23 protein-coding genes are annotated in these 23,768 nt (G+C 70.8%); 16 read left to right on the top strand and 7 right to left on the bottom strand.

Features of this window, described 5'->3' with window-relative positions; translation table 11 throughout:
• Positions 1-13: 13 nt before the first annotated feature.
• Complete coding sequence (locus tag WAE60_RS09760; RefSeq protein WP_337685996.1) at positions 14-1,027, bottom strand: hypothetical protein; 1,014 nt, start codon at positions 1,025-1,027, stop codon at positions 14-16.
• A 292-nt stretch (positions 1,028-1,319) separates the two neighbouring features.
• Here WAE60_RS09760 and WAE60_RS09755 point away from each other — a divergent pair, with 292 nt between their 5' ends.
• The 13 genes from WAE60_RS09755 to WAE60_RS09695 all read left to right on the top strand — a co-directional run bounded on the left by WAE60_RS09755 (position 1,320) and on the right by WAE60_RS09695 (position 14,014).
• Positions 1,320-1,637 carry a PepSY domain-containing protein gene (locus WAE60_RS09755; RefSeq protein ID WP_029907631.1) on the top strand — a complete coding sequence of 106 codons (318 nt, stop codon included), beginning with the start codon at positions 1,320-1,322 and terminating at the stop codon, positions 1,635-1,637.
• Positions 1,638-1,670: 33 nt separating this feature from the next.
• A complete protein-coding gene (locus tag WAE60_RS09750) occupies positions 1,671-2,348 on the top strand; it encodes a response regulator transcription factor (protein WP_029907629.1) in 678 nt (225 codons plus the stop codon).
• Positions 2,349-2,367: 19 nt separating this feature from the next.
• Complete coding sequence (locus WAE60_RS09745) at positions 2,368-3,768, top strand: ATP-binding protein (protein WP_156035566.1); 1,401 nt, start codon at positions 2,368-2,370, stop codon at positions 3,766-3,768.
• A gap of 173 nt (positions 3,769-3,941) precedes the next feature.
• Positions 3,942-5,282 carry a hypothetical protein gene (locus tag WAE60_RS09740; protein ID WP_029907626.1) on the top strand — a complete coding sequence of 447 codons (1,341 nt, stop codon included), beginning with the start codon at positions 3,942-3,944 and terminating at the stop codon, positions 5,280-5,282.
• A 208-nt stretch (positions 5,283-5,490) separates the two neighbouring features.
• A complete protein-coding gene (ccmI, locus tag WAE60_RS09735; protein WP_337685993.1) occupies positions 5,491-6,627 on the top strand; it encodes a c-type cytochrome biogenesis protein CcmI in 1,137 nt (378 codons plus the stop codon).
• Positions 6,624-7,127, top strand: a complete 504-nt coding sequence (gene ccmE, locus WAE60_RS09730; protein ID WP_029907616.1) for a cytochrome c maturation protein CcmE — start codon at positions 6,624-6,626, stop codon at positions 7,125-7,127. The genes ccmI and ccmE overlap by 4 nt, the downstream gene beginning before the upstream one ends.
• On the top strand, positions 7,124-9,115 hold the full coding sequence (locus tag WAE60_RS09725) for a heme lyase CcmF/NrfE family subunit (protein ID WP_337685991.1): 1,992 nt from the start codon (positions 7,124-7,126) through the stop codon (positions 9,113-9,115). The genes ccmE and WAE60_RS09725 overlap by 4 nt, the downstream gene beginning before the upstream one ends.
• On the top strand, positions 9,112-9,576 hold the full coding sequence (locus WAE60_RS09720; RefSeq protein WP_337685990.1) for a cytochrome c-type biogenesis protein: 465 nt from the start codon (positions 9,112-9,114) through the stop codon (positions 9,574-9,576). The genes WAE60_RS09725 and WAE60_RS09720 overlap by 4 nt, the downstream gene beginning before the upstream one ends.
• A 146-nt stretch (positions 9,577-9,722) precedes the next feature.
• Entirely contained in the window at positions 9,723-11,291 is a 1,569-nt protein-coding gene (locus WAE60_RS09715) for a trypsin-like peptidase domain-containing protein (protein WP_029907611.1), read from the top strand.
• Positions 11,292-11,430: 139 nt separating this feature from the next.
• On the top strand, positions 11,431-12,102 hold the full coding sequence (locus WAE60_RS09710) for a response regulator transcription factor (RefSeq protein WP_029907609.1): 672 nt from the start codon (positions 11,431-11,433) through the stop codon (positions 12,100-12,102).
• Positions 12,103-12,134: 32 nt separating this feature from the next.
• Positions 12,135-12,347 (top strand): hypothetical protein, encoded by a 213-nt coding sequence (locus WAE60_RS09705; protein WP_337685985.1) that lies wholly within the window; start codon positions 12,135-12,137, stop codon positions 12,345-12,347.
• A 35-nt stretch (positions 12,348-12,382) separates the two neighbouring features.
• Positions 12,383-12,604, top strand: coding sequence for a type II toxin-antitoxin system RelE/ParE family toxin (locus WAE60_RS09700; protein WP_337685983.1), 222 nt, complete (start codon positions 12,383-12,385; stop codon positions 12,602-12,604).
• A gap of 3 nt (positions 12,605-12,607) precedes the next feature.
• Complete coding sequence (locus WAE60_RS09695) at positions 12,608-14,014, top strand: HAMP domain-containing sensor histidine kinase (RefSeq protein WP_029907603.1); 1,407 nt, start codon at positions 12,608-12,610, stop codon at positions 14,012-14,014.
• Between the two features lie 141 nt (positions 14,015-14,155).
• Here WAE60_RS09695 and WAE60_RS09690 read toward each other — a convergent pair whose 3' ends face one another.
• From WAE60_RS09690 to WAE60_RS09680, 3 genes are all read right to left on the bottom strand, one after another.
• Positions 14,156-14,704, bottom strand: a complete 549-nt coding sequence (locus WAE60_RS09690; protein ID WP_029907601.1) for a hypothetical protein — start codon at positions 14,702-14,704, stop codon at positions 14,156-14,158.
• A gap of 113 nt (positions 14,705-14,817) precedes the next feature.
• Positions 14,818-15,717 (bottom strand): M56 family metallopeptidase, encoded by a 900-nt coding sequence (locus WAE60_RS09685; RefSeq protein WP_029907599.1) that lies wholly within the window; start codon positions 15,715-15,717, stop codon positions 14,818-14,820.
• Entirely contained in the window at positions 15,707-16,075 is a 369-nt protein-coding gene (locus WAE60_RS09680) for a BlaI/MecI/CopY family transcriptional regulator (RefSeq protein ID WP_029907597.1), read from the bottom strand. Before WAE60_RS09680 ends, WAE60_RS09685 begins: the two co-directional genes overlap by 11 nt.
• Positions 16,076-16,202: 127 nt before the next feature.
• On the opposite strand from WAE60_RS09680, the gene WAE60_RS09675 reads away from it, so the two are divergent.
• The 3 genes from WAE60_RS09675 (at position 16,203) to msrQ (ending at position 20,851) form a co-directional block, all read left to right on the top strand.
• Positions 16,203-19,088, top strand: a complete 2,886-nt coding sequence (locus tag WAE60_RS09675) for a bifunctional [glutamine synthetase] adenylyltransferase/[glutamine synthetase]-adenylyl-L-tyrosine phosphorylase (RefSeq protein WP_337685978.1) — start codon at positions 16,203-16,205, stop codon at positions 19,086-19,088.
• Between the two features lie 204 nt (positions 19,089-19,292).
• Positions 19,293-20,213 (top strand): protein-methionine-sulfoxide reductase catalytic subunit MsrP, encoded by a 921-nt coding sequence (msrP, locus tag WAE60_RS09670; protein WP_337685977.1) that lies wholly within the window; start codon positions 19,293-19,295, stop codon positions 20,211-20,213.
• Complete coding sequence (msrQ, locus tag WAE60_RS09665) at positions 20,213-20,851, top strand: protein-methionine-sulfoxide reductase heme-binding subunit MsrQ (protein ID WP_337685976.1); 639 nt, start codon at positions 20,213-20,215, stop codon at positions 20,849-20,851. Before msrP ends, msrQ begins: the two co-directional genes overlap by 1 nt.
• A gap of 133 nt (positions 20,852-20,984) precedes the next feature.
• Here msrQ and WAE60_RS09660 read toward each other — a convergent pair whose 3' ends face one another.
• The 3 genes from WAE60_RS09660 to WAE60_RS09650 form a co-directional block, all read right to left on the bottom strand.
• On the bottom strand, positions 20,985-21,668 hold the full coding sequence (locus WAE60_RS09660; protein ID WP_337685974.1) for a hypothetical protein: 684 nt from the start codon (positions 21,666-21,668) through the stop codon (positions 20,985-20,987).
• 6 nt (positions 21,669-21,674) lie between these two features.
• Positions 21,675-22,331 carry a hypothetical protein gene (locus WAE60_RS09655; protein WP_337685973.1) on the bottom strand — a complete coding sequence of 219 codons (657 nt, stop codon included), beginning with the start codon at positions 22,329-22,331 and terminating at the stop codon, positions 21,675-21,677.
• Positions 22,332-22,397: 66 nt separating this feature from the next.
• A complete protein-coding gene (locus WAE60_RS09650; protein ID WP_337685971.1) occupies positions 22,398-23,630 on the bottom strand; it encodes a dipeptidase in 1,233 nt (410 codons plus the stop codon).
• Positions 23,631-23,768: the final 138 nt, after the last annotated feature.

Below are 23,768 nucleotides of genomic sequence, written 5' to 3'. Positions count from 1 at the left end.
AGCGAGGTCGCCCTCAGCCCACCCCGTTCGGCAGCGCCGCCTTCTTGATCAGATAGGCTCCTTGCCCGATGCCGAAGCTGCCCAGCAGGGCGGTGTCGACGTCGGGGAGGGTGGTGGTCTTGGCGATGTCGATCAGGGTCAGGAATTCCCAGCTGGCGCAGGCGAAGATCACGGTGGCGGCGCTGCTGATCAGGATCATCTGGAAGTCGCCCAGGTCGGCGTCGCCGTAGTCGTTCAGCACCAGGTCGGTGAACTTCGGCTTCGCGGCGACGGCGGGCGGGGCCGGGGCGGCGGGCGTCGCGGACGCGCCGGGCGCCGGGGGCGTTACGGCGAGGGCCGAGGCGCCGGCGCTCTTCTGCACGGCCACCACCTTGGCGGCGCCGAACGACAGGCCCGACAGGCCGGTCATGGCCAGGACGTTGGTGGTCATCGAGATGCCGCCGATGAAGTCCCAGCCCAGGAACCAGGCGCGCAGGATCAGGTCCGCGCCGTAGACCACGGCCACGACGCCGAACCACAGCACCAGCTGCACCTGGGAATTGCTCATCCGGTTGTCGTCGCCGACCAGGAACTTCCAGGGCCGGCCTGCGGTGGCCAGGGCGGCGAGGGCGGCGATGATCGCAAAGGCCGCGCCCAGGGCGATCAGCCGCTGCAGGACCGGCGCGGGCCGGGCCAGGCGGGTGATCTGCACCACGTGCCGCGGGTTCAGCGGGTCGTCGACCGTCAGCCAGATGCGGTCGCCCGGCCGCGCGCCCTGGTCCAGGGTCAGCTTGTCGGCCATGCGGTCCACGGTCAGGGTCACCGGCTGGGCCGCGCCGGTGGGCAGGAAGGTGATCTGGTCGGAATTGGCGCCCAGCCTGGAGCCCGGCAGCCCGACGGACTGGATCACGCCGTCGTCGGTGGCGGGCGTGGCGCTGGGCGGCTGCCCGTCGGCCCGGGCCGTCGAGACCGCCCCGCCGGCGGCGACCAGGCCAAGGGCCAACACGAGGGCCAGGGCCCATCCCCGCGGATTTCCGAACGGTCGCATGCCTGGTCCCCCCAAGGACGGTGATGCAGGGCTAGAAGGATGCGATCCGCCGCCCTGCACGCGAAGATTGCACGCTAGAACCGCGTTATCCGACTGGCAAGGCTGTCGGCCGACGCGCGACGAGCCCGCACGAGCGCGCCCGATGCTCCGACCACGACCTTTTCCGGCCAAGGAACGGGCCGCCGGGCGGGCGCCGGCTTTTCCCACGCCGAATCCGTGACAGAACGTCGCTACCCGTCCATAACGGCCGTGTTCAGCCTCTATTCAGCCGCAGCGCTCTAAACCCTAGCCCATGAAGCCTATTCACTTCCTCTTCGCCGCCGTCCTGGCCGCCTCGACCCTCCCGGGCGTGGCGTCGGCGCAGCGCGGCCCGGACTCGCTGGGCGCCGACTGGCGCGCCCGGCAGGACCAGGCGCGGGGCGGCGTGCAATCGGGCCAACTGGTGCCGCTGGGCCGGGTGATCGAACAGATCGGCCGGCGCACGCCCGGCCGCGTGCTTGACGCCGGCCTGGAAGGTCCCAACTACCGGGTCCGCTGGGCCACCACCGACGGCCGCCGCATCGACTTCATCGTCGACGCCCGGACCGGCCAGATCCTCAGCGCCAACTAAGCCGCCAACCGCGTCACGAGACAGAGGCTTTTCATGCGTATCCTGCTTGTCGAAGACGATCCGGACCTGTCGCGCCAGCTGAAGCTGGCCCTGGGCGACGCCGGCTACGCCGTCGACCACGCCGCCGACGGCGAGGAAGCCCAGTTCCTGGGCGAGACCGAACCCTACGACGCCGTCGTCCTGGACCTGGGCCTGCCCAAGGTGGACGGGGTGTCGGTGCTGGAGCGCTGGCGGCGCGGCAACGTCGCCACGCCCGTGCTGATCCTGACCGCGCGCGGCTCGTGGAACGAGAAGGTCGCCGGCTTCGACGCCGGGGCCGACGACTACCTGACCAAGCCGTTCCACACCGAGGAGCTGCTGGCCCGCCTGCGCGCCCTGCTGCGCCGCTCGTCCGGCCACGCGTCGCCGACGCTGTCGTGCGGCGGCCTGCGCCTGGACCCGCGCGCCGCCCGGGCCAGCGTCAACGGCGAGCCCCTGCGCCTGACCTCGCTGGAATACCGCCTGCTGCACTACATGATGATGCACCAGGGCCGGGTGATCGGCCGCACCGAGCTGGTCGAGCACCTGTACGACCAGGACTTCGACCGTGACTCCAACACCATCGAGGTGTTCATCGGCCGTCTGCGCAAGAAGCTGGGCAGCGACCGCATCGAGACCGTGCGCGGCCTGGGCTACCGCCTGACGCCGCTGGAAGGCGAGACGACCGAGTGACGCCTTCCCGCCAGGCCAGCTGACCATGTGGGACCTCAGCAAGCGCTCGCTGGTCCGTCGGCTGGTGCTGCTGGCCGGGATCTGGAACCTGGTGGTGCTGCTGGTGGCGGGCGTGTTCCTGACCGCCCAGTTCCGCGACGCGGCGATCCGGCGGTTCGACCAGTCGCTGGCCGTGCTGACCGACGACCTCTACGCCGGCTCCACGGTCGAGGACGGGGTGCTGAAGGCCCCGGTGCTGACCGACATCCGCGCCACCCGGGCCTATTCGGGCCGCTACTGGACGATCTTCGACCAGCCGGCCGGCGGCGGGGGGCTGAACGTCATCGAGCGGTCGCGCTCGCTGTTCGACAGCGACCTGATGATCCCGATGGAGCAGTCCGAGCGGCTGATGTCGGAGTCGGGCAAGACCCTCTATTTCGACCTCAAGGGGCCGCAGAACCGGCCGCTGCGCGCGGCGGCCCTGCTGGCGCGCCTGCCCGGCTATCCGCGGCCGGTGGTGTTCATCGCCGCCGAGGACCGCTCGCCCATCGACGCCGACGCCGACCGCTTCGGGCGCATCACCACCGTGGCCCTGGTGATCCTGGGCGCAGGCCTGATCGCCGCCGTCGTGGTGCAGGTGCGGGTGGGCCTGCTGCCGCTGTTCCGCCTGCGCCGCGAGGTGGCCTCGGTGCGGCGCGGCAAGGCCGAGAAGCTGGAGGGCGCCTATCCGGAGGAGCTGGAGCCCCTGGCCGTCGAGCTGAACGCCCTGCTCAGCCATAACCAGGAGGTGGTCGAGCGCCAGCGCACCCACGTCGGCAACCTGGCCCACGCCCTGAAGACCCCGCTGTCGGTGATGCTGACCGAGGCCAGCCAGCAGCCGGGCGGGCTGGCCGACGTCGTCGAGCGCCAGGCCCAGACCATGCGCGAGCAGGTCGACCACCACCTGCGCCGGGCCCGCGCGGCCGCACGCTCCCAGACCTCGGGCGAGCGCACGCCGGTCGAGCCGATCCTGGACGAGCTGGCCGTCACCCTGGAGCGGATCTTCCAGGACAAGTCGGAAGGGCGGGGCATCGAGATCGACTGGCGCTGCCCCGAGGACCTGTGCTTCCAGGGCGAGCGCCAGGACTTCATGGAACTGGCCGGCAACGTGATGGAGAACGCCGGCAAGTGGTGCAAGGGCAAGGTCCGCGCCGAGGCCGTGGCCAGCTCGCCCGAGCAGATGACCCTGACGGTCGACGACGACGGCCCCGGCCTGCCGCCCGACCGCTGGAGCGACGCCCTCAAGCGCGGCCAGCGGATGGACGAGCACACGCCGGGCTCGGGCCTGGGCCTGTCGATCGTCGACGAACTGGCCCGCGCCTACGGCGGTTCGGTGACCCTGGGCGCCTCGCCGCTGGGCGGTCTGAGGGTGACCCTGGTGCTGCCGCGCTCGGAGGGGTGAGGCGGGCGCCTGCAACCTGAAATTTCGTCGGTTTTCGACAGACGCCGGCGGCTTGCGGCAGCGACGTTTCGACGCCGGTCTTCGCGTCGCGAAAACTTATGGTTTCGGAAAGTCTTAACCTCGTTGGAGACATGGTTGACGCGGCCTGGTTCGGGCTCGTCCGGTGGGGGATTATGGCAGGCATCGCCGCCAACAAGTTGCTGATGGTTCGGAAGCTGGTGGAAGCCGCGCCCGACGCCGCCCTGCGCAGCCTGGAGCTCGCCCTGGCCGGACCGGCCGGCGGGCAGGGCGCGCTGGCGGCCGTGCGCGGCCTGGTCGAGGACGAGACCGCCGCCCGCTACGTCCGCAACAGCGTGCTGGCCCCGATCGCGCCGCTGTGCGCCAACCGCGACACCGAGCAGACCTCTTTCCCGCCCCGCACCCTGGCCCTGTTGTGGAGCGCCCTGAAGGACGTCGCGCCCAAGCAGGTCGAGGAGGCCGCGGCGCGCTGCAATCCGTGGGACCTGGACGAGGGGCCGCCGGAAGTCTTCAACGACCTGTGCAAGCTGGCCGCCAAGGGACTGCGCGCCCAGGCCGAGCCGGGCTTCCAGGCCCTGGACCCGATCTGCGACATCGACGAGCTGGCCTCGTGCCTGGAGCTGTCGCACATCGTCCGCGCCGCCCTGCCCAGGCTGTCGGAATGGGTCAGCAAGATGAGCGACGAGCGCGCCTCGGCCGCCCGCCTGGCCTACAAGGACGCCTGCGACATCCGCGCCGACGCCGGGCCGCTGCTGTTCGAGATCCTGGCCGCCCACCTGCCCGACGACTGGCGGATCCTGCGGGTGATCTCGGCGGTCATGGACCGGCCGGGCGACAAGTTCTGGGCCTCGTCGGAGGTCAGCGTGTTCGGCGAGCGGGTGCTGGCCGACATCGCCCGCAACATCGAATTCATCGAGGGCTTCGATCCCGCCAAGGGCGAGGCCGAGGGCCGCAAGGCCGCCCTGGCCGCCCAGAAGGCCGCGGCCGAGATCACCGAGGTCGAGCGGTCGGTGAACCTGGCCAAGGACGGCCCCTGGGGCCGGCGGATCGCCAAGCACAAGACGGCCGTCGCCGAGGCGGTCGAGGCGCGGATGGGCGCGGCCGAGCGCGAGCTGCTGGCGGCCCTGCCGCTGCGGCCGATCTCGTTCCTGAGCGGCAAGAACGGCAAGGGCGTGCCCCTGCTCACGTCCGAGCCCGACGAGACGCTGGGCCGCCGCCTGACCGCGGTGCTGGTGTTCATCGCCGAGATCCGCGGCTGCGCCCAGCAGAGCGGCTACGGCTCCAGCCGGACCAAGGTGCTGGAGAAGCTGAACGGCCGCCTGGACCAGTACATCGAGGACATCCTGCACATCGTCCGCACCGGCGACGGCGGCGACCAGGGCCTGGCCCGCCAGTACCTGGACCTGGCCGCCGGCTACATCGCCTACAGCCGCGACGAGAAGACCGCCGAGATCGTCCGCCGCCGCGCGGCCGCGGCGATGGCGGCGGCGGCCTAACTCCATCCCGCTCATCCCGGCGAATGCCGGGACCCAGATCCCATGTCGTTTGGGCTGGCTGGATGAGCGCTGAGCTCATGGACCCCACCACGCCGCTATTCCATCTGGGTCCCGGCATTCGCCGGGATGAGCGGATCAGGGTGTATGGCCTCCCCTTACGGAATTTTTTCGCTAACGGCGCCGCCATTTTCCCGGCTAACACGCCCTCATGATCGCTTTCTGGATCGCCGCGGCGGGATTGTCGGCCGTCGTCGCCGCCCTGATGCTGCGCGGAGCCGCGCAGGCGTCCGCGGGCGTGGGCGACGACGCCAGCCTGGCCGTGCATCGCCGCCAACTGTCCGAGATCGACGACCTGGCCGAGCGCGGCCTGCTGGCCGACGCCGAGCTGAAGGGCGCGCGGGCCGAGGCCGGTCGCCGGCTGATCGCCGCCGCCGACGGCCAGGCGCCGTGGCCGCCGGCCAATCCGCGGCTGCGGCCGCTGGTGCTGGTCCTGGCCGCCGCCGCGCCGCTGGTGGCGCTGGGCGTCTACGGCATGATCGGCGGGATGGGCGTGCCCGACCAGCCCTACATCAAGCGCGTGGCCGAGTGGCGCAACAGCGACCCCAGCCGGCTGGAGCCCGAGAAGATCGCCGCCGTGCTGGAGCAGATCGCCGTCCAGCGTCCCAAGGACCCCGAGCCGCTGAAGAACCTGGCGCTGGCCCGGATGGCCGCCGGCGACGCCACGGGCGCGGCCCAGGCCCTGCGCCGCGCGGTGATCATCGCCCCCGCCCGCGCCGACCTGTGGGCCGGACTGGGCGAGACCTTCGTGGCCGAGGCCCAGGGCGAGATCGGGGCCGACGCCCGCAAGGCCTTCGCCGAAGCCCTGAAGCGCGCCCCCAAGAACACCAGCGCCCGCTACCACCTGGGCCTGGCCCGGATCAGCGACGGCGACGTCCAGGGCGGCCTGGCCGACTGGAAGGCCCTGTTGGCCGACCTGCCGGCGGACGATCCGCGCCGCATGGGCTTCGGCCACCAGATCGCCCAGGTCCAGGCCGACGGCGGCCTGCGCCCCTCGGCCGCCCCGACCGGCCAGCCGGCCGAGAGCGCGCGCGACGGCGACGTCCAGGGCATGATCCAGGGCATGGTCGCGGGCCTCGCCGCCCGGCTGGAAGCCAATCCCGACGATCCCGACGGCTGGGTCAAGCTGGTGCGCGCCTATTCGGTTCTGGGCGACACCGCCCGCCGCGACGCCGCCCTGGCCTCGGCCCAGGCGCGCTACAAGGATCAGCCCAAGGTGCTGGCCGCCCTCAACCAGGCGGCCCAAACCCCTTCCCAGAAGACGCCCCAGAATACCGGCCAGCCATGAGCTTCCTGCCCAAATCCCGCAAGGCGCGCCGCCGCCTGACCGTCCTGGCCGTGGCCGCCCCCGTCGTGGCCCTGGCCGTGGGCCTGGCCCTGTGGGGCATGCGCGACGCCATCTCGCTGTTCTACACCCCGGCCCAGGCCGCCGCCGCCCACGTGCCGGCCGGCCGCAAGGTGCAACTGGGCGGGCTGGTCAAGGCCGGCAGCGTGGTCAAGCACCCGGACGGCCTGGTCGAGTTCGTCGTGGCCGACCAGCGCTCCACCGCCCTGGTCCGCTTCAAGGGCGACCTGCCGGACCTGTTCCGCGAGGGCCAGGGCATCGTCGCCTCGGGCGCCTTCGATGAGTCCGGGACTTTCGTCGCCAAGCAGGTGCTGGCCAAGCACGACGAGCGCTACATGCCGCGCGAGGTCTCCAAGGCCCTGAAGGAACAGGGCGAGTGGCGCGGCGACGGCGCCAAGCCCGCCTATGACGCGACCCCCTACGGTCAGAAGCCGAAATCATGATCACCGAATTCGGCGCCTACGCCCTCGTCCTGGCCCTGATCCTGTCGGCGCTGCAGCTGATCCTGTCGGCGGTCGGCGGCGCGCGGCGGTCGGCGCTGCTGGCCGGGGCCGGACGGGGGGCGGCGCTGGGCGCCTTCCTCTGCACGGCCCTGACCTTCCTGGCCCTGATCCACGCCTTCGTGATGTCGGACTTCTCGGTGGCCAACGTCGCGGCCAACTCCCACACCGCCAAGCCGATGCTCTACAAGGTGGCCGGCGCCTGGGGCAGCCACGAGGGCTCGATGCTGCTGTGGTGCCTGGTGCTGACCGGCTACGGCGCGGCCGTGGCCAGCTTCGGCGAGGCCCTGCCGCCGCGCCTGCGGGCCTATGCGGTCGCCACCCAGGGGGCGCTGGGCGTGCTGTTCCTGGCCTATACGGTCTTCGCCTCCAACCCGATGGCGCGGCTCTACGACGTCCCGGTCGAGGGCGCGTCGCTGAACCCGCTGCTGCAGGACCCGGCGCTGGCCTTCCACCCGCCGTTCCTCTACTGCGGCTATGTCGGTTTCTCGGTGGTGTTCTCGTTCGCCATGGCCGCCCTGATCGAGGGCCGGGTCGACGCGGCCTGGGCCCGCTGGGTGCGGCCCTGGACCCTGGCGGCCTGGAGCTTCCTGACCGTCGGCATCACCCTGGGCGCCTTCTGGGCCTATTACGAGCTGGGCTGGGGCGGCTGGTGGTTCTGGGACCCGGTCGAGAACGCCAGCTTCATGCCCTGGCTGATCGGCTCGGCCCTGCTGCACTCGGCCTTGGTGCTGGAGAAGCGCGGGGCCCTGCCGGGCTGGACCGTGTTCCTGGGGCTGGCGGCCTTCACCTTCTCGATGCTGGGCGCCTTCCTGGTGCGCTCGGGCGTGCTGACCAGCGTCCACGCCTTCGCCGTCGATCCGACGCGCGGCGTCCTGCTGCTGACCATCATGGGCATAGCGGCCGGCGCCGGCTTCGCGATGTTCGCCCTGCGCGCCCCCAGCCTGAACAGCGGAGGCCTGTTCGCCCCGGTCAGCCGCGAGAGCGCCATCGTCCTGAACAACATCATCCTGTCGACGGCGACGGCGGTGGTGCTGGTCGGCACCCTGTTCCCGCTGATCCGCGAGGCGACCGACGGCGAGGCCGTGTCGGTGGGCGCGCCGTTCTTCAACATGACCTTCGTGCCGCTGATGGTGCTGGCCATGGCCGTGCTGCCGGCCGGACCGCTGCTGGCCTGGAAGCGCGGCGACGCGCGCCTGGTGGTCCGCCGCCTGTGGCTGGCCCTGGCGGTCGCCGCCATCCTGGGCCTGGTCGCCTTCGCCTTGGTCTCGCCCCGCAGCGCCCTGGCCAGCGCCGGCCTGGTGGTGGGCTTCTGGCTGATCGGCGGGGCCGTGCTGGAGCTCGTCGAGCGGGTCAAGGCCTTCCGCGCCCCCTGGGCCGAGGTGCGCCGCCGGGCCACCGGCCTGCCGCGCGGCGCCTGGGGCACGACCCTGGCCCATGCGGGCCTCGGCGTCTTCGTGCTGGGCGCGTCGTTCGAGACCACCTGGCGGGTCGAGGCGGCCCAGGCCCTGAGCGTCGGCGGCCAGCTGAAGCTGGGCGCCTACGAACTGACCCTGACCGACGTCGGCACGGCCGAGGGCGGCAACTACATCGCCGAGCGCGGCATCGTGACGATCACCAAGGCCGGGGCGCCGGTCTGCGAGGCCAAACCCGAGCGCCGCTTCTATCCGACCGGCAAGCAGACCACCTCGGAAGTGGCGATCTGCCCCAAGGTGCTGGACGACCTCTACGTGGTGCTGGGCGAGCGCCGCGCGGGCGACAACGGCCAGCCGGCCTGGCTGGTGCGGGCCTTCGTCAATCCGTGGGTGCGGCTGATCTTCCTGGGCCCGCTGATCATGGCCATCGGCGGCCTGGTCTCGCTGTCGGACCGCCGTCTGCGGTTCGGCATTGGGAACAAGGCGAGCGCGCGCAAAGCGGAGAAGGCGGCGTGAAGCGCCTCCTGATCGCCCTGGCGGCCGTCGCCTGCATGGCCGGCGCCGCGGCCGATCCGGCCGAGCGCCTGCCCGATCCGGTCCAGGAAGCCCGGGCCCGCGAGATCTTCCGCGAGGTGCGCTGCCTGGTCTGCCAGAACGAGTCCATCGACGACTCCGAGGCGTCCCTGGCGGGCGACCTGCGCCAGGTGGTCCGTGACCAAGTGAAGCAGGGACGCAGCGACAAGGAGATCCGCGCGTTCCTGGTGGAGCGCTACGGCGAGTTCGTGCTGCTCAAGCCGCCGTTCTCGCTGGGCAACGCGCTGCTCTGGGCCACGCCTGGGATTGCGCTGATCTTGGGCGGCGTGTTGATGATTTTGCTTCTGCGTCGGCGGTCGGCTTCGGCGGTCGACGGTGAAGACGCGCAGCGACTTTCCCAGGAGGAAGAAGCGCGTCTTCAGGTGTTGTTGAAGGACGAATGACACGATTGCGCCGCGAAGACGCCCCAAGACCATCTTGAGCGTGGACGCATGATCTCTTTCGAAGACCATTGCGCCTTTCGCCAGCGCAACTAGGTTCTCAAGCCAAGGACCCGGCGCCGCGCGCCGTGGGTGAGGAAAGACGTAAGATGGCTGCTAGGAAGTCTGGTTTCTTTGTCGGTGCGGTCGCCGGCGCGGGCGTGGCCTGCGCGGCTCTGGCCGGGGTCGGCATGCGCATGGCGCCCGCGGGGGCGGCCGAGCCGGCCCAGGTGGTCCGCACCTCGGGCGCTCCAGCCCCGATGTTCGCCCCGCCGCCCGGCGCGCCGATGTCGTTCGCCGACATCTTCGAACAGGTCTCGCCCGCCGTGGTGCAGATCGACGTGACCTCCAAGGCCGCCGCGGCCCCGCGTCTGCGCATCCCGGGCCTGGAAGGCTTCGACATCGTGCCGCGCGGCCAGAAGCCGGGCGAGGAGGGCGAGGAAGCCCCCGGTCCCAAGCAGCAGTCCTCGGGTTCGGGCTTCTTCATCTCGGCCGACGGCTATCTGGTGACCAACAACCATGTGGTCGCCGACGCCGACGACGACGGCATCAACGTGGTTCTGAAGGACGGCCGTGAGCTGAAGGCCACCATCGTCGGTCGGGACGAAGGCACCGACCTGGCCGTGCTGAAGGTGGTCGACCCCAAGGCCAAGGGCGCGGCGTTCCCGTATGTGAACTTCGAGAACCAGGCCAAGCCGCGGGTCGGCGACTGGGTGATCACCATCGGCAACCCGTTCGGCCTGGGCGGCACCGCCACGGCCGGCATCATCTCGGCCTACAACCGCGACCTGGGCGACAGCTCGTCGACCTTCGTCGACTACATCCAGATCGACGCGCCGATCAACCGGGGCAACTCGGGCGGTCCGTCGTTCGACATCTACGGCCGGGTGATCGGGGTCAACACCGCGATCTTCTCGCCGACCGGCGGCTCGGTGGGCATCGGCTTCGCCATCCCCGCCGACGTGGCCGAAGCCACCGCCAAGCAGCTGATCAGCGGCGGCAAGGTGGTGCGCGGCTATATCGGCGCGCAGATCCAGCCCTTCACCAAGGAAATGGCCGACGCCCAGGGCCTGGGCGACGTCAAGGGCGCCATCGTCGCCGACCTGGTGGCCGGCGGTCCCGCCCAGAAGGGCGGCCTGATGCCCGAGGACGTGATCACCGCCGTCAACGGCGTGGCGATCAAGAACGGTTCGGAACTGACCCGCGAAGTGGCCAAGGGCCGTCCCGGCGACACCCTGAAGCTGTCGATCCTGCGCGGCGGCAAGCCCCGCACCATCGACATCAAGTCGGGCGTGCGTCCGACCGAGAAGGAACTGGCGCTGAGCGACGACGACAGCGACGAGGGCGGCGCCGAGGCGCCGACCAAGCCGCAGGTCCAGAAGTCGGAAGCCCTGGGCATGAGCCTGGCGCCGATCGACGATGCGGCCCGCCGCACCTACAGCATCGATCCCACCGTCCGCGGCGTGCTGATCGACGGCGTGAAGGTCAATTCCGACGCCGGCGAGAAGGGCCTGCGCAAGGGCGACGTGCTGACCAGCGTCAACGGCGATCCGGTCACCTCGGCCTCGCAGGTCAACGCGGCGGTCGAGGCGGCCAAGAAGCTGCAGCGCCCCAGCGTCAACCTGCGGATCATCCGCGCCGGTCGTCCCACGATCGTGCCGCTGAAGATCGCGCCGTAGGCGGCATAGGCTAACGCCGGTACGCGGGGGCTTTCGCCCGCGCCCGGATCACGTCACCATTGCGGGGACGTGACGACGACACGACAGAGGGCGTCATCGATTCGCACGGTGACGCCCTTTCGTGCATCTGGGGACCTGCATGCGTATCCTGATTATCGAGGACGATCTCGAAGCCGCCGGCGCCATGAGCCACGGCCTGACCGAGGCGGGCTACGAGTGCGTCCACGCGCCCGACGGCGAGGCCGGCCTGACCGAGGCGGGCAAGGGCGGGTTCGACGTGATGATCGTCGATCGCATGATGCCCAAGAAGAACGGCGTCGAGGTGGTCGAGACCCTGCGCCGCGAGGGCGACCAGACGCCGGTGCTGTTCCTGTCGGCCCTGGGCGAGATCAACGACCGCGTCACCGGCCTGCGGGCCGGGGCCGACGACTACCTGGTCAAGCCCTACGCCTTCGCCGAGCTGATCGCCCGGGTCGACGCCCTGTCGCGCCGCCGCGAGACGGGCGCGGTGGCCACCACCCTGAAGGTGGGCGAGCTCGAGATGAACCTGATCAACCGCACGGTCCATCGCCAGGGCAAGGAGATCGACCTCCAGCCCCGCGAGTTCCAGCTGCTGGAATTCATGATGCGCCACGCCGGCCAGTCGGTGACGCGCACCATGCTGCTGGAGAAGGTGTGGGAATACCACTTCGATCCCCAGACCAATGTCATCGACGTGCACATCTCCCGGCTGCGGTCCAAGATCGACAAGGGCTTCGACCGCCCCATGCTGCAGACCGTGCGCGGGGCCGGCTACCGGCTCGATCCGTAGGCGGTTGGTCCTGGGCGTGATAGGCTGGAGCCATGAACAAGCTGACCCAGCCCGTTCCCGAGCGCGAGGACTTCAGCGCTGAACCGTCCGAGGCCGAACTCGAAGCCTGGTTCGAGCGCAATCGGGACGCGCTGAAGGAGTCGCTGGACGTCGCGCGCCGGCAGCTCGCCGAGGGGCGATCGGACAAGCGCACGGTCGCCGAGATCATCGCCGAAGGAACGCGCCGGCATCTCGCCAAGCGATAAGGTCGGAATGGCGAGGGTCGCGGGGGACAACGGGCTTGGCGTCGCGGTCGCGCAGCTCGAACGCCTGGAAATCCCTGGACCGGCTCGCGGCGTTTCCTCAACTGGGGCGCGCGCGGCGTGACCTGGGTGAAAATACATTCACTTTGCCGGTTCGGCCGTGGGTGATCATCTACGACCTCGTGGAGGGAGACGTCGAAGTGTTGCGTATCGTCGATGGCCGCCGCGACCTGTCCGCTCTTCTAGACGAGCCCCGCTGAACCATGCGCCTGCCGCGCCTGATCCGATCCACGCCGTTCCGGCTGACGCTGCTGTTCCTGGCCCTGTTCGCGGCGGCCGCCAGCGCGTTCCTGGGCTACATCTACATCGCCACGGCCGGCGAGGTGAACCGCCGCGCCGACGCCGACATCACCCGCGAGATGGAGAGCCTGGAGGCCGCTTATCGGGTGGGCGGGGTCAACGCCCTGAACCAGACCATCGTCGAGCGCGCCACCGGCGAGCGGCCGTTCCTGTACCTGCTGCTCGACAAGGACGGGAAGCGGATCTCCGGCTCGATCGAGGAGTCGCCGATCGACGACTTCACGGGCCCGGGCCCCACCTGGGAGACCTTCAAGCTCACCGAGACCGACATTGACGGCGCCGAGGTCAAGCGCGCGGCGCGCGGGGTGCAGGAGCGCCTGTCGGGCGGCGAGGCCCTGTTCGTCGGCGCCGACGTCCAGGAGTCCGAAGGCTATGTGATGAAGATCGTCCGGGCCCTGCGCGGGGCCGGGGCGCTGGTCATCATCCTGGGCCTGGCCGGCGGAGTGCTGATCAGCCGCAACGTCTCGCGCAGCATGCAGGGGCTGGTCGATGTCGTGAACGCGGTGCGGGCCGGCGACCTGCACGCCCGGGCCCGGGTGCGCGGCACCCGCGACGAGTACGACGAGCTGGCCGAGGGGCTGAACGACATGCTCGACCGCATCGAGCGGCTGATGGGCGGCCTGCGCCACGCCGGCGACGCCATCGCCCACGACCTGCGCTCGCCGCTCACGCGGCTGAGAGCGCGCATGGAGGTGGCCCTGATCGACGTCGAGAACGGCAAGGGCGACCCCGTGGCCGCCCTGGAGACCGCCCTGATCGACGCCGACGGCGTGCTCAAGACCTTCAACGCCGTGCTGGCCATCGCCCGCCTGCAGGCGGCCGGCGAGGCGCCCAACCAGACGGTGTTCGACGCCAGCGAGCTGGCCTCGGACATGGCCGAGCTCTACGAGGCCAGCTGCGAGGACAAGGGCCTGGACTTCAAGGCCGAGATCGTCCCGGCGCTCAACATCCGGGGCAACCGCGAGTTCATCGCCCAGGCCCTGGCCAACATCCTGGACAACGCCATCAAGTACACGCCGGAGGGCGGGGCGGTGATGCTGCGGGCCCGACGCACCTCGTCCGGCGAGCTGGAGTTCTCGGTCACCGACACCGGCCCCGGCGTGCCCGAGGCCGACCGCGTCCGGGTGATCCAGCGCTTCGTCCGCCTGGAGAACAGCCGCAGCGAGCCGGGCGCGGGCCTGGGTCTGTCGCTGGTCCAGGCGGTGGCCGCCTCGCACGGCGGACGGCTGGAGCTGGCCGAGGGGCCCGGCGAATACGGCGGCTTCGGGCCGGGCCTGCGAGTGGCGCTGCTTTTGCCACGGGTGGAGTAGGGGTCAGAAGCGCACGCACTTGCCCCCACCTGACCGCTTCGCGGTCTGTCCGCCCCCATAGGGGGCGGAGCCTTCTGGCGCGGCTCTTCCCCCTCCGGGCGGAACGACCGCGAAGCGGTCCGTAGGGGGCAAGTGTTCAACTCACCGCCCGTACACCACCGTGTAGCACCGCTGCTGCCCCAGCTTCGTCGCGCAGAAGCCGGGTTCGTCCGAGCCCTCGCGGATGACGACGTAGCGGTCGCGCTTGCAGGCCCACCACTCCTCCTCGAAGGCCTGGCCGCCGCCGTCCTGCTTGAACACCGGCTCGTCGCCCTGGGCGTAGAAGCGGGTCATGCCGGTCAGGCCGCCGAAGCTGCCCCAGCCGTTGACCAGGCCGCAGACCCGGCCGTCGCGCCGCGCCCACACCTGGCCCAGTTCCAGCGAATGGGGCTGGGCCAGGCGGGCGATCAGCCGCGGTTTGACGCTGGCCCAGCGGACACGGGCCATCGACCTGGCCTTGATCAGCTGGGCGCCCTCCCGGGCCGGCGCCTTGGGCTCGACCTTCAGCTCGTACTGCACGGTGTACATGACCATCAGGCCGACGGCGAAGGCGACCAGGGCCATGACGCCCAGGTCGAAGGCCTTCACCGCCAGGCTCTTGCGGCGGCTCTTGGGGCCGCGCGTTTCCGGCATCCTGAGAACGAAGGTCATGGCCGCCCCGCCTGCTTCCACGCGAGGCGTGGATTACGTCCGTAGTTTGTAAAACTTACAAACGTAATCCGAGTCGTCAAGCCATGAGCGCGGGACCGCGGCGGGCTTCGGGATCAGTGGTTGAGCTTGGGCAGGGTGATGCTGTCGACCGGCGTGTCGCCGACGAACCGGCCGGGCCAGGAGATCTCCTGGTTGGGCAGGGGGCCGCGCGGCGTGACGGTCCAGACGACCAGGGCGGTGGCCACGGCCATCAGGGCGACGGCGGCCGCGCCGGCGGTCTGGCGGCGATAGCTGGGCTCGGGCTTGGCCAGCAGCTTGACCCGCAGCAGCAGCGGATGGGCCGCGAAGAAGCAGGCCAGGGGCGAGCCGGTCCGGCGGGTGTGCGCCTCGACCAGGGCCTCGGCGTAGGTGCGGCGCAGGTTGGGGCGCAGGCTCAGGACCGTGGCGTCGCAGGCCATCTCCTGGTCCAGCCGCGCGCACAGGGCGCCGACATGGATCAGCGGGTTGCACCAGCCCAGGACCTGGATGCCGGCGATGGCCAGGTTGGCGATCGGGTCGCCGCGCTTGATGTGGGCGCGCTCGTGCAGGTCGACGATCTTGCGCGCCTGCTCGTCGAAGCGGGTCGCGAAGTCGGCGGGCAGGACGACGCGGGGCCAGAAGACCCCCATGACCGCCGGGCCGGCGCGGCCGGCTTCGGCCCGGGCGCGGAAGGCGCGCTCCTGCAGCAGGATCACCGTGGCCAGGGCGACGCCGCCGGCCAGCCAGACGGCCAGCAGCAGCACGGCGCGCTCCTCGCCCATCAGCGAGGCGGGGGCGCCCGAGCCCAGGGTCTCGGACAGGCTGGGGAAGACCGTGGCGATCGCCGCGACCGGCACCAGCGCCCACAGGCGATAGGCCAGGCCGGGGCCGAACACGGCCCGTGTCGGGCTCCGCAGCAACAGGACCAGCAGCACCGCCGCGGCGGCCGCCGCCTGGGTGCGCAACAGGGTCAGGGCCAGCAGTTCAGCCATCATTTTCGAGGCCCTCGATCAGGGACTTCAGCTGCTTGATCTCGTCGGTCGACAGGGCGCGATGCTGGGCGAAGTGCGCCACCAGCGGCGTCAGCTGGCCGTCGAAAAGTCGGTTCAGGAGGCTCTGGCTCTCGGCCTGCACGTAGTCGGCCCGCTGGATGATCGGGGCGTAGCGCGCCCGGCCGTCGATGCGGTCCGACCGGATCGCCTTGCGCTTCAGCAGGCGATTGATCAGCGTCTTGACCGTCGCCTCGCCCCAGCCCTGGGGTTCGGCCACCTCGGCCATGATCTCGTCCACCGTCAGCGGATTGCGCATCCACAGCGCGTCCATGATGCGGCTTTCGGCCTGGGTGATGTTCATGGCGTTCGGTCTCCAGACTCGAACGATTACGCCTGTAACATCGAGTGTCAAGCGGACGTCGATGCGCTCGCGTGATCCGTCACGAGACGGGATGACCTCGCCGCCCTCCCGCGCCACAGTGCCCGCCATGACTCGTCTGCTCGAACGCCTCACCCCCTGCGGCCCCGTCGTCGATCCCAAGGCCGCCGAGCGGGCGCACGAGACGATCACACGGCGCGTCGGCGAGGCCGCGCCGTCGGTCGAGGCCGCCTGGCCGGCCCTGGCGCCGGTGTTCGCCGCCTCGCCGTATCTGACCGGCCTGGCGCGGCGCGACGGCAAGCGGCTGCCGCTGATCCTGGAGGGCGATCCCGAGGCGCGGCTGGCCCAGATCCTGGCCCAGGCCGAGGCCGTGGCCGCCGAACCCGACTTCGAGACCGCCCGGCGGGCGCTGCGCGAGCTGAAGGCCGACCTGCACCTGCTGACCGCCCTGTGCGACCTGGGCGGGGTCTGGGACCTGGACGCGGTGACCGGCGCCCTGACCCGCTTCGCCGACGCGGTCCTGCACGCTTCGCTGGCCCAGGCCGTGCGGCTGGAGGTGGCGCGCGGCGCCCTGACCCACGTGGGCGAGGGTCCGGAAGGTCCGGCCCCGGGCCTGTTCTGCATCGCCATGGGCAAGCACGGGGCGTTCGAGCTCAACTATTCCAGCGACATCGACTTCTCGATCTTCTACGCGCCCGAGGCCCTGCCGGTGGCCGACGGCGTCGAGCCGCAGGGCGTGGCGGTGCGCATCGCCAACCATCTGGGCCGGCTGCTGGCCGAGCGCACGGCCGACGGCTACGTCTTCCGCATCGACCTGCGCCTGCGCCCCGACCCCTCGTCGACCCCGCCGGCCATGCCGATCGACGCGGCCTTGGACTACTACGAGAGCGTCGGCCAGAACTGGGAGCGGGCGGCGCACATCAAGGCGCGCATCTGCGCCGGCGACTTCGCGCGGGGCCAGGCGTTCCTGGCCGAGCTGCAGCCGTTCATCTGGCGCAAGAACCTCGACTTCGCCGCCATCGCCGACATCCATTCGATCAAGCGCCAGATCCACGCCTACAAGGTGGACGACCGCCTGACCGCCAAGGGGGCGGACCTGAAGCTGGGGCGCGGCGGCATCCGCGAGATCGAGTTCTTCGTCCAGACCCAGCAGCTGATCCTGGGCGGCCGCCATCCCGACCTGCGCAGCCCGCGCACCCTGGAGGCCCTGGCGGCCCTGTCGGAGGCCGGCCACGTCACGCCCGAGGACCGCGACTATCTGATCAAGGCCTATCGCGACCTGCGCGCCCTGGAGCACCGGGCCCAGATGATCGCCGACGACCAGACCCACAAGCTCCCGGAGTCCGACGCCGACCGCAAGAAGGTGGCGGCCCTGTGGGGCCACGCCGCCCTGCGCAGCTTCGACGCGGTGGTCGGCAACATCCTCAAGGGGGTGAACCGCCGCTACGGCGCGCTGTTCAAGGGCGAGGAGGAGCTGTCGTCGCGGTTCGGCAGCCTGGTCTTCACGGGCGTCGAGGACGATCCCGAGACCCTGGCCACGCTCAAGCGGATGGGTTTCAGCCATCCCGAGCGGGTGGCCGCCACGATCCGCGGCTGGCACCACGGCCACATCGCCGCCACCCGCACCGAGCGGGGCCGCGAACTGTTCACCCGCCTGGCCCCGCGCCTGCTGGACGCGGCCAACGCCACCGGCGCGCCCGACGACGCCTTCAACCGGTTCGGCGACTTCTTCTCGTCCTTGAGCAGCGGGGTGCAGATCCAGTCGCTTTTCCTGGCCCAGCCGCGCCTGTTCGAACTGATCGTCGAGGTCATGGCCTTCGCGCCGCGCCTGGCCAGCACCTTGGCGCGGCGCCCCACCGCCCTGGACGCCTTGCTGGACCCGGCCTTCTTCGGGCCCATCGAGATGCCCAAGGACGCGCCCTGGGACCCGGCCGATTTCGAGGGGGCGATGGACGCGGCGCGGCGGCTGTTCCGTGACCAGAGCTTCCGGATCGGGGTGCGGGTGATCAGCGGTACGGCCGGGGCCCGCGACGCGGGCGCGGCCTTCGCCGACCTGGCCGACCTGATCGTCGGCGGCCTGGCCCCGGCGGCCCTGGCCGAGGTCGAGCGGCTGGGCGGCGAGTTCCCGGGGCAGGTGGCCGTCGTGGCCCTGGGCAAGGCCGGCTCGCGCGAGATGACCGCCAAGTCGGACCTGGACCTGATGACGCTGTACGCGTCCGACGATCCGGCGGGCATGTCGGGCATGTCGGGCATCAAGGGCTGGAGCGCCGACAGCTTCTACGCCCGCTTCACCCAGCGCCTGACCTCGGCCCTGTCGGCCCCGACCGGCGAGGGCACGCTGTACGAGGTGGACCTGAAGCTGCGGCCCTCGGGCACCAAGGGGCCGGTGGCGGTCAGCTACGCGGCGTTCGAGGACTATTACGAGCGCGAGGCCGAGACCTGGGAGCTGCAGGCCCTGACCCGCGCGCGGGTGATCTGGGCCAGCTCGCCGGCGTTCAAGGCGCGGGCCGAGGCCGCGATCGCCGCGGCCCTGCGCCGGGCGCGCGATCCGAGGAAGACCGCCGTCGACGTGCTGGAGATGCGCCAGCTGATGGAGGACGAGCGGCCGGGCAAGGGCGACTGGGACCTGAAGCTGACGCCGGGCGGCCTGGTCGACATCGAGTTCGCCGCCCAGTTCCTGCAGCTGGTCCACGCGGCGGGCGGCGGTCCGTTGGCCCAGAACACCGGCGAGGCCCTGGCGGCCCTGGGCCGGGCCAAGCTGGGCGACCCGGCGGCGCTGACGGCGCTGGAGAGCGCCTGGCGGTTGGAGCAGGACCTGTCCCAGCTGCTGAAGGTGGCCCTGGAGGACGGCCACGACCCGGACACCGAGCCCAAGGCCTTCCGCGCCTTGCTGGCCCGGGCCGGCGGCGTGCGCGAGTTCCGCTCGCTGAAGACCAAGCTGGCCAAGGCGAAGACCGAGGCGCGGGGCGCGTTCGAGGCGGTGGTGAAGGGGTAGGGTGGCTCACCCACTTGCCCCCACCTGACCGCTTCGCGGTCTGTCCGCCCCCGTAGGGGGCGGAGCCTCAGCGCTCTTCCCCCTCGGGGGGAAGACGGTCGCGAAGCGACCCGTAGGGGGCAAGTGGTCACATTCAACACACGCCCTGTAACCATTCTGGCTCCCGGCACGTATCCTACAAGGTAGCCTCCCCGGAGCCCGCCCATGCTGATCCGCCACGCCCCCGACCTGACCGACAACGACGTCATCGACCGGGCGCTCTACCTGCGTCGGCGTGAGTTCATCGGCGGGGCGGCCGGGCTGGGCCTGATGGCGGCGGTCGGCGTGGCCCAGGCGCGGGACCTGGCCTACGGTCCCGGCTTCTCGACGACCGAGGCCAAGACGCCGAAGAAGGACATCACCGGCTACAACAACTTCTACGAATTCGGGGTCAACAAGGAGGACCCGTCCGAGAACGCGGGGTCGCTCAAGACCCGCCCGTGGACGGTCCGCGTCGACGGCGAATGCGAGGCCCCGGCCAGCTTCGCCATCGACGACCTGATCAAGGGGAACAAGCTGGAGGAGCGCATCTACCGCATGCGCTGCGTCGAGGGCTGGTCGATGGTGATCCCCTGGGTCGGCTTCCCCCTCAAGGACCTGCTGGCCAAGGTCAAGCCGACCTCCAAGGCCAAGTTCGTCGCCTTCGAGAGCCTGATGCGGCCGTCCGAAATGCCCGGCCAGCGCTGGGACACCCTGCAGTGGCCCTATCGCGAAGGCCTGCGGATCGACGAGGCCGTGCATCCGCTGACCATCCTGGCCGTGGGCCTCTACGGCGACGTCCTGCCCAACCAGAACGGCGCGCCGGTCCGGCTGGTCGTGCCCTGGAAGTACGGCTTCAAGGGCGCCAAGTCGATCGTGCGGATCAGCCTGGTCGAGAAGATGCCGCGCACCGCCTGGAACGACCTGGCCCCGCGCGAGTACGGCTTCTATTCCAACGTCAATCCGGCCGTGGACCATCCGCGCTGGTCGCAGGCCACCGAGCGCCGGATCGGCGAGTTCCGCCGCCGCGAGACCCTGCCGTTCAACGGCTACGGCGAGTGGGTGGCCGACCTCTATCGCGGCATGGACCTGAAGCGGAACTTCTGATGGACGCCTCGGTGAAGCGGGCGGCCAAGAGCAAGCGCCCTTCGAAAACCCAGGACAACCTGGTCTACGCCGCCGTCTGGCTGGCCTGTTTCGCGCCGCTGGTCTGGCTGGCCTGGCGGGTGTTCAGCGACGACCTGGGGGCCAATCCGATCGAGGCCCTGATCCGCCAGATCGGCGTCTGGGGCCTGCGCCTGCTGCTGGTCGGCCTGGCGATCACCCCCGCCGCCCGCCTCCTGAAGAAGCCGCGCCTGGTCCGTTTCCGCCGCACGGTCGGCCTGTTCGCCTTCGCCTATATCTGCCTGCACCTGCTGACCTATATCGGCGTCGACCTGTTCTTCGACTGGGGCCAGCTGGTGAAGGACATCCTCAAGCGGCCCTTCATCACCCTGGGCATGCTGGGCTTCGCCCTGCTGATCCCCCTGGCCGTGACCTCGACCAACGGCTGGGTCGTGCGCCTGGGCCGGGCGACCTGGCAGAAACTGCACTGGCTGATCTACGTGATCGTCCCGCTGGGCGTGGCCCACTACTACCTGCTGGTGAAGGCCGACCACCGGCCGCCCCTGGTCTATGCGGGGATTTTGGCGGTGCTGATGGGGTGGCGGGTCTGGGAGGCGTGGCGGCGAGTTCGGCGCTCCTGAACTCAAAAACGGTTGTCATCCCGGAAAGCGCGCAGCGCTTGTCCGGGACCCAGGTGAGCCGCACCGCATGTGCCCAGTCACCTGGGTCCCGGACAGCCTCTGCGAGGCTTCCGGGATGACACCGGTGAGAATCCTAGAACATCTCCGCCTCGGGATCGCGCGTCTGGTCCCGCTTCCACCAGCCGCCCAGCTTCGCGCCGCCGCACGGGCCCTTCTGGGTGATCGTCACGGTGTCGACAACGAAGGCCGCGTCCAGGATGCAGGCGTCGGGACCGGTCCCGGTCAGGGGGAAGCTGACCACGGTCTGGCCGACGGCGATCTTCACGGGCCGGGTGTCGTCGGTGAAGCCCTGGGTCGCGCTCGGATCGCCCAGCATGTAGCCGAGGTTCAGGCCGGCTGGCACGGCCTTGAGGCTGATCATGTCCGGGCCGCGCGTGTAGATGCCGCTCAGCCGGAAGCCCGGGTTCCGCAGCACCGCGATGCGGTCGGCGTGGATGGTCCGCAGGCAGGGCAGGGCGGTCTCGTCGTCGGTGCACAGGATCCCGCCCCCGCTCACTTCCGGCGGCTCCAGGGCGCGCGAGCCCACCCAGCCGCGCTGGCTCAGCTTCACATAGGCGGCGATCTGGCCGTCCCAGAGCTTGAGCGCCTCGCCATAGGCCTTGGCCAGGTCCTCGTCCTGGCGCGACAGCTGCGGGTCCTTGCAGATCAGCTTCTCGACCTTGGTGCGGGCCTTGGCGCAGTCGAAGCTGGCGGCGGCGGCCGGCGCGGCGGTCGCGACAAGCAGCAGGCCGGCGAGGATGGCGAGGAGACGGGTCATGAGGGCCTACTCGTTCAGATAGGGCGACTTGGCCGGATCGCGGCGGAAGACCCGCTGGTCGGTCCCCAGGGCGCAGCGTTCGGTCTTCGGGAACGACAGGGTGGCGGTGTCCTGGGTGAAGGTCAGGGTGCGCGGGCAGCCCGCATCCTCGAAGCGCAGCTTGCCCGAGGCGTCGACGGCGCCCTCGGCCTGCATCAGCATGTTCCCCGCCGAGTTTGGGCAGATGTAGAGCTCAACCCCGATCCCGGCGTCGGGATAGCTCTGCGACACGTCCAGATAGACCCCGTCCGCAGGGCATTTGCCGCCGACGTAGCGGCCCATCCATTTCAGGCTGGGATGGGTCAGGAAGCTGAGGCGGCGCTCGTAGTCCTGCTTCAGGCAGGCGGCGTCGGCCTTGCAGATGGTGTTGCGGTCGCCCAGCCAGTTGCGCTGTTCGGTGCGGATGTAGCTCGACCAGTTCCCGGCCGGCCACAGGCCCTGGGCGGCCTTGAAGGCGGCGGCGACCTGCTCGTCCAGCTTCGACACCGCCGGGTCCTTGCAGATCGCCCTCTCGGTGGGCGTGCCGGCCTTGGCGCAGTCGAAACTGGCGGCCCGCGCCCCGGCGGGAAGGCCGGCAAGGCACAGCAGGGCGGCCAAGCCGACCCAGGACGCGACACGGTTCATGCGGAAACCCCTCCCAGCGACGCCGGGAGAGGCTAACCGAGAACGGCGTTACCCGAAAGCGGGCGTCTACTTCGCGGCGGCCTGCTTGGCTGCGTAGTCCTGCACTTGGCGCACCACGCGCAGCACGTTGCCGCCCCAGATCGCGGCGACGTCGGCGTCGGTGTAGCCGGCGGCCTTCAGGCGGGCGGTGACCTTGGGCAGGTCGGCGACGTCCTCGAAGCCGACCACCCCGCCGCCGCCGTCCCAGTCGGCGCCGATCCCCACGTGCTCGGGACCCACGACCTTCAGGGTGTGGGTCAGGCTGGCCATGAAGTCCTCGAAGCTGGCGCGGATCGGCGGCAGCTTGGCGTCCACCTCGGCCTTCTTCTTCAGATAGGCGATGATGTCGGCCTCGCTCGCCGTCTCGCTGTCGGGCGCCGGGCCCAGGGCCTTCAAGGCGGCCAGGCGTTCGGGGCTGGCGTTGGTGTTCTTCAGATAGACCGAGTTGATGCAGATCACCCCGCCGGCGTCGGCGATCTTCTTCAGCCGGCCGTCGTCCAGATTGCGCGGGTGGTCGTAGATGGCCTTGGCGCCCGAGTGCGAGGCGATGATCGGGACCTTCGACAGCTGCACGGCCTGGTCGACCACGTCGTCGGACGAGTGGCTGACGTCGATCAGGATGCCCAGCCGGTTGGCCTCGGCCAGCCAGCGGAGGCCCAGCGGCGAGAAGCCGTGCCAGAGCGGCTTGTCGGTCGAGCTGTCGGCCAGCTGGTTGGCCTTGAAGTGCGCCGGACCGGCCATCCGCACGCCGGTGGCGTAGAAGGTCTGCATCAGGGTGAGGTCCTCACCCAGCGGCCAGCTGTTCTCCATGCTCTGGAAGACGAACTTCTTGCCGGCCTTGTTGATCCGCTCGGCGTCGTCGGCGGTGTAGGCCAGCTCGAACTTGTCGGAATGGGCCGCGACCATCTCGCGGATTTCGGCGGCGCGCTCCAGGGCCGCGTCGCGGGCCGCGCGATAGCCCTCGGCGGTCAGGGCTCCCTGCTCGGTGTAGATCACGAAGAACCCGCCATCCAGGCCGCCGGCGTCCATGCGCGGCAGGTCCACCTGGGTGCCGTCGGCCTTCACGTCGTGCCGGTCGGCCATGCTCCAGCCTTTGCGGGCGAAGTGCTCGGGCGTGTCCAGGTGGGTGTCGAGGGTCAGGACCTTCTCGTGCAGCGCGCGATCGGCCTTCGAGATGGGCGCGTCGGCCGCCCAGGTCGTGATGGGGGCGGCGGCGGCGAGGGCGGCGGAGCCGAGGAGGATCGTCAGCAGGCGGGACATCTTGGCTCCGACATGGCGTTTGCTAAGGCCACGCTCGGGGATTGCGGGCGGTCGGTCAAGGCGGGGCGGCGAACACTTGCCCCCACCTGACCGCTAAGCGGTCTGTCCGCCCCCGTAGGGGGCGGAGCCGCCGCCGCG

The organism is Caulobacter sp. CCG-8 (genome assembly GCF_037402475.1).
Taxonomy (GTDB): Bacteria; Pseudomonadota; Alphaproteobacteria; order Caulobacterales; family Caulobacteraceae; genus Caulobacter.
Note: the sequence above shows the minus strand (reverse complement) of the source record. Positions and strands in the feature narration are given on the sequence as shown.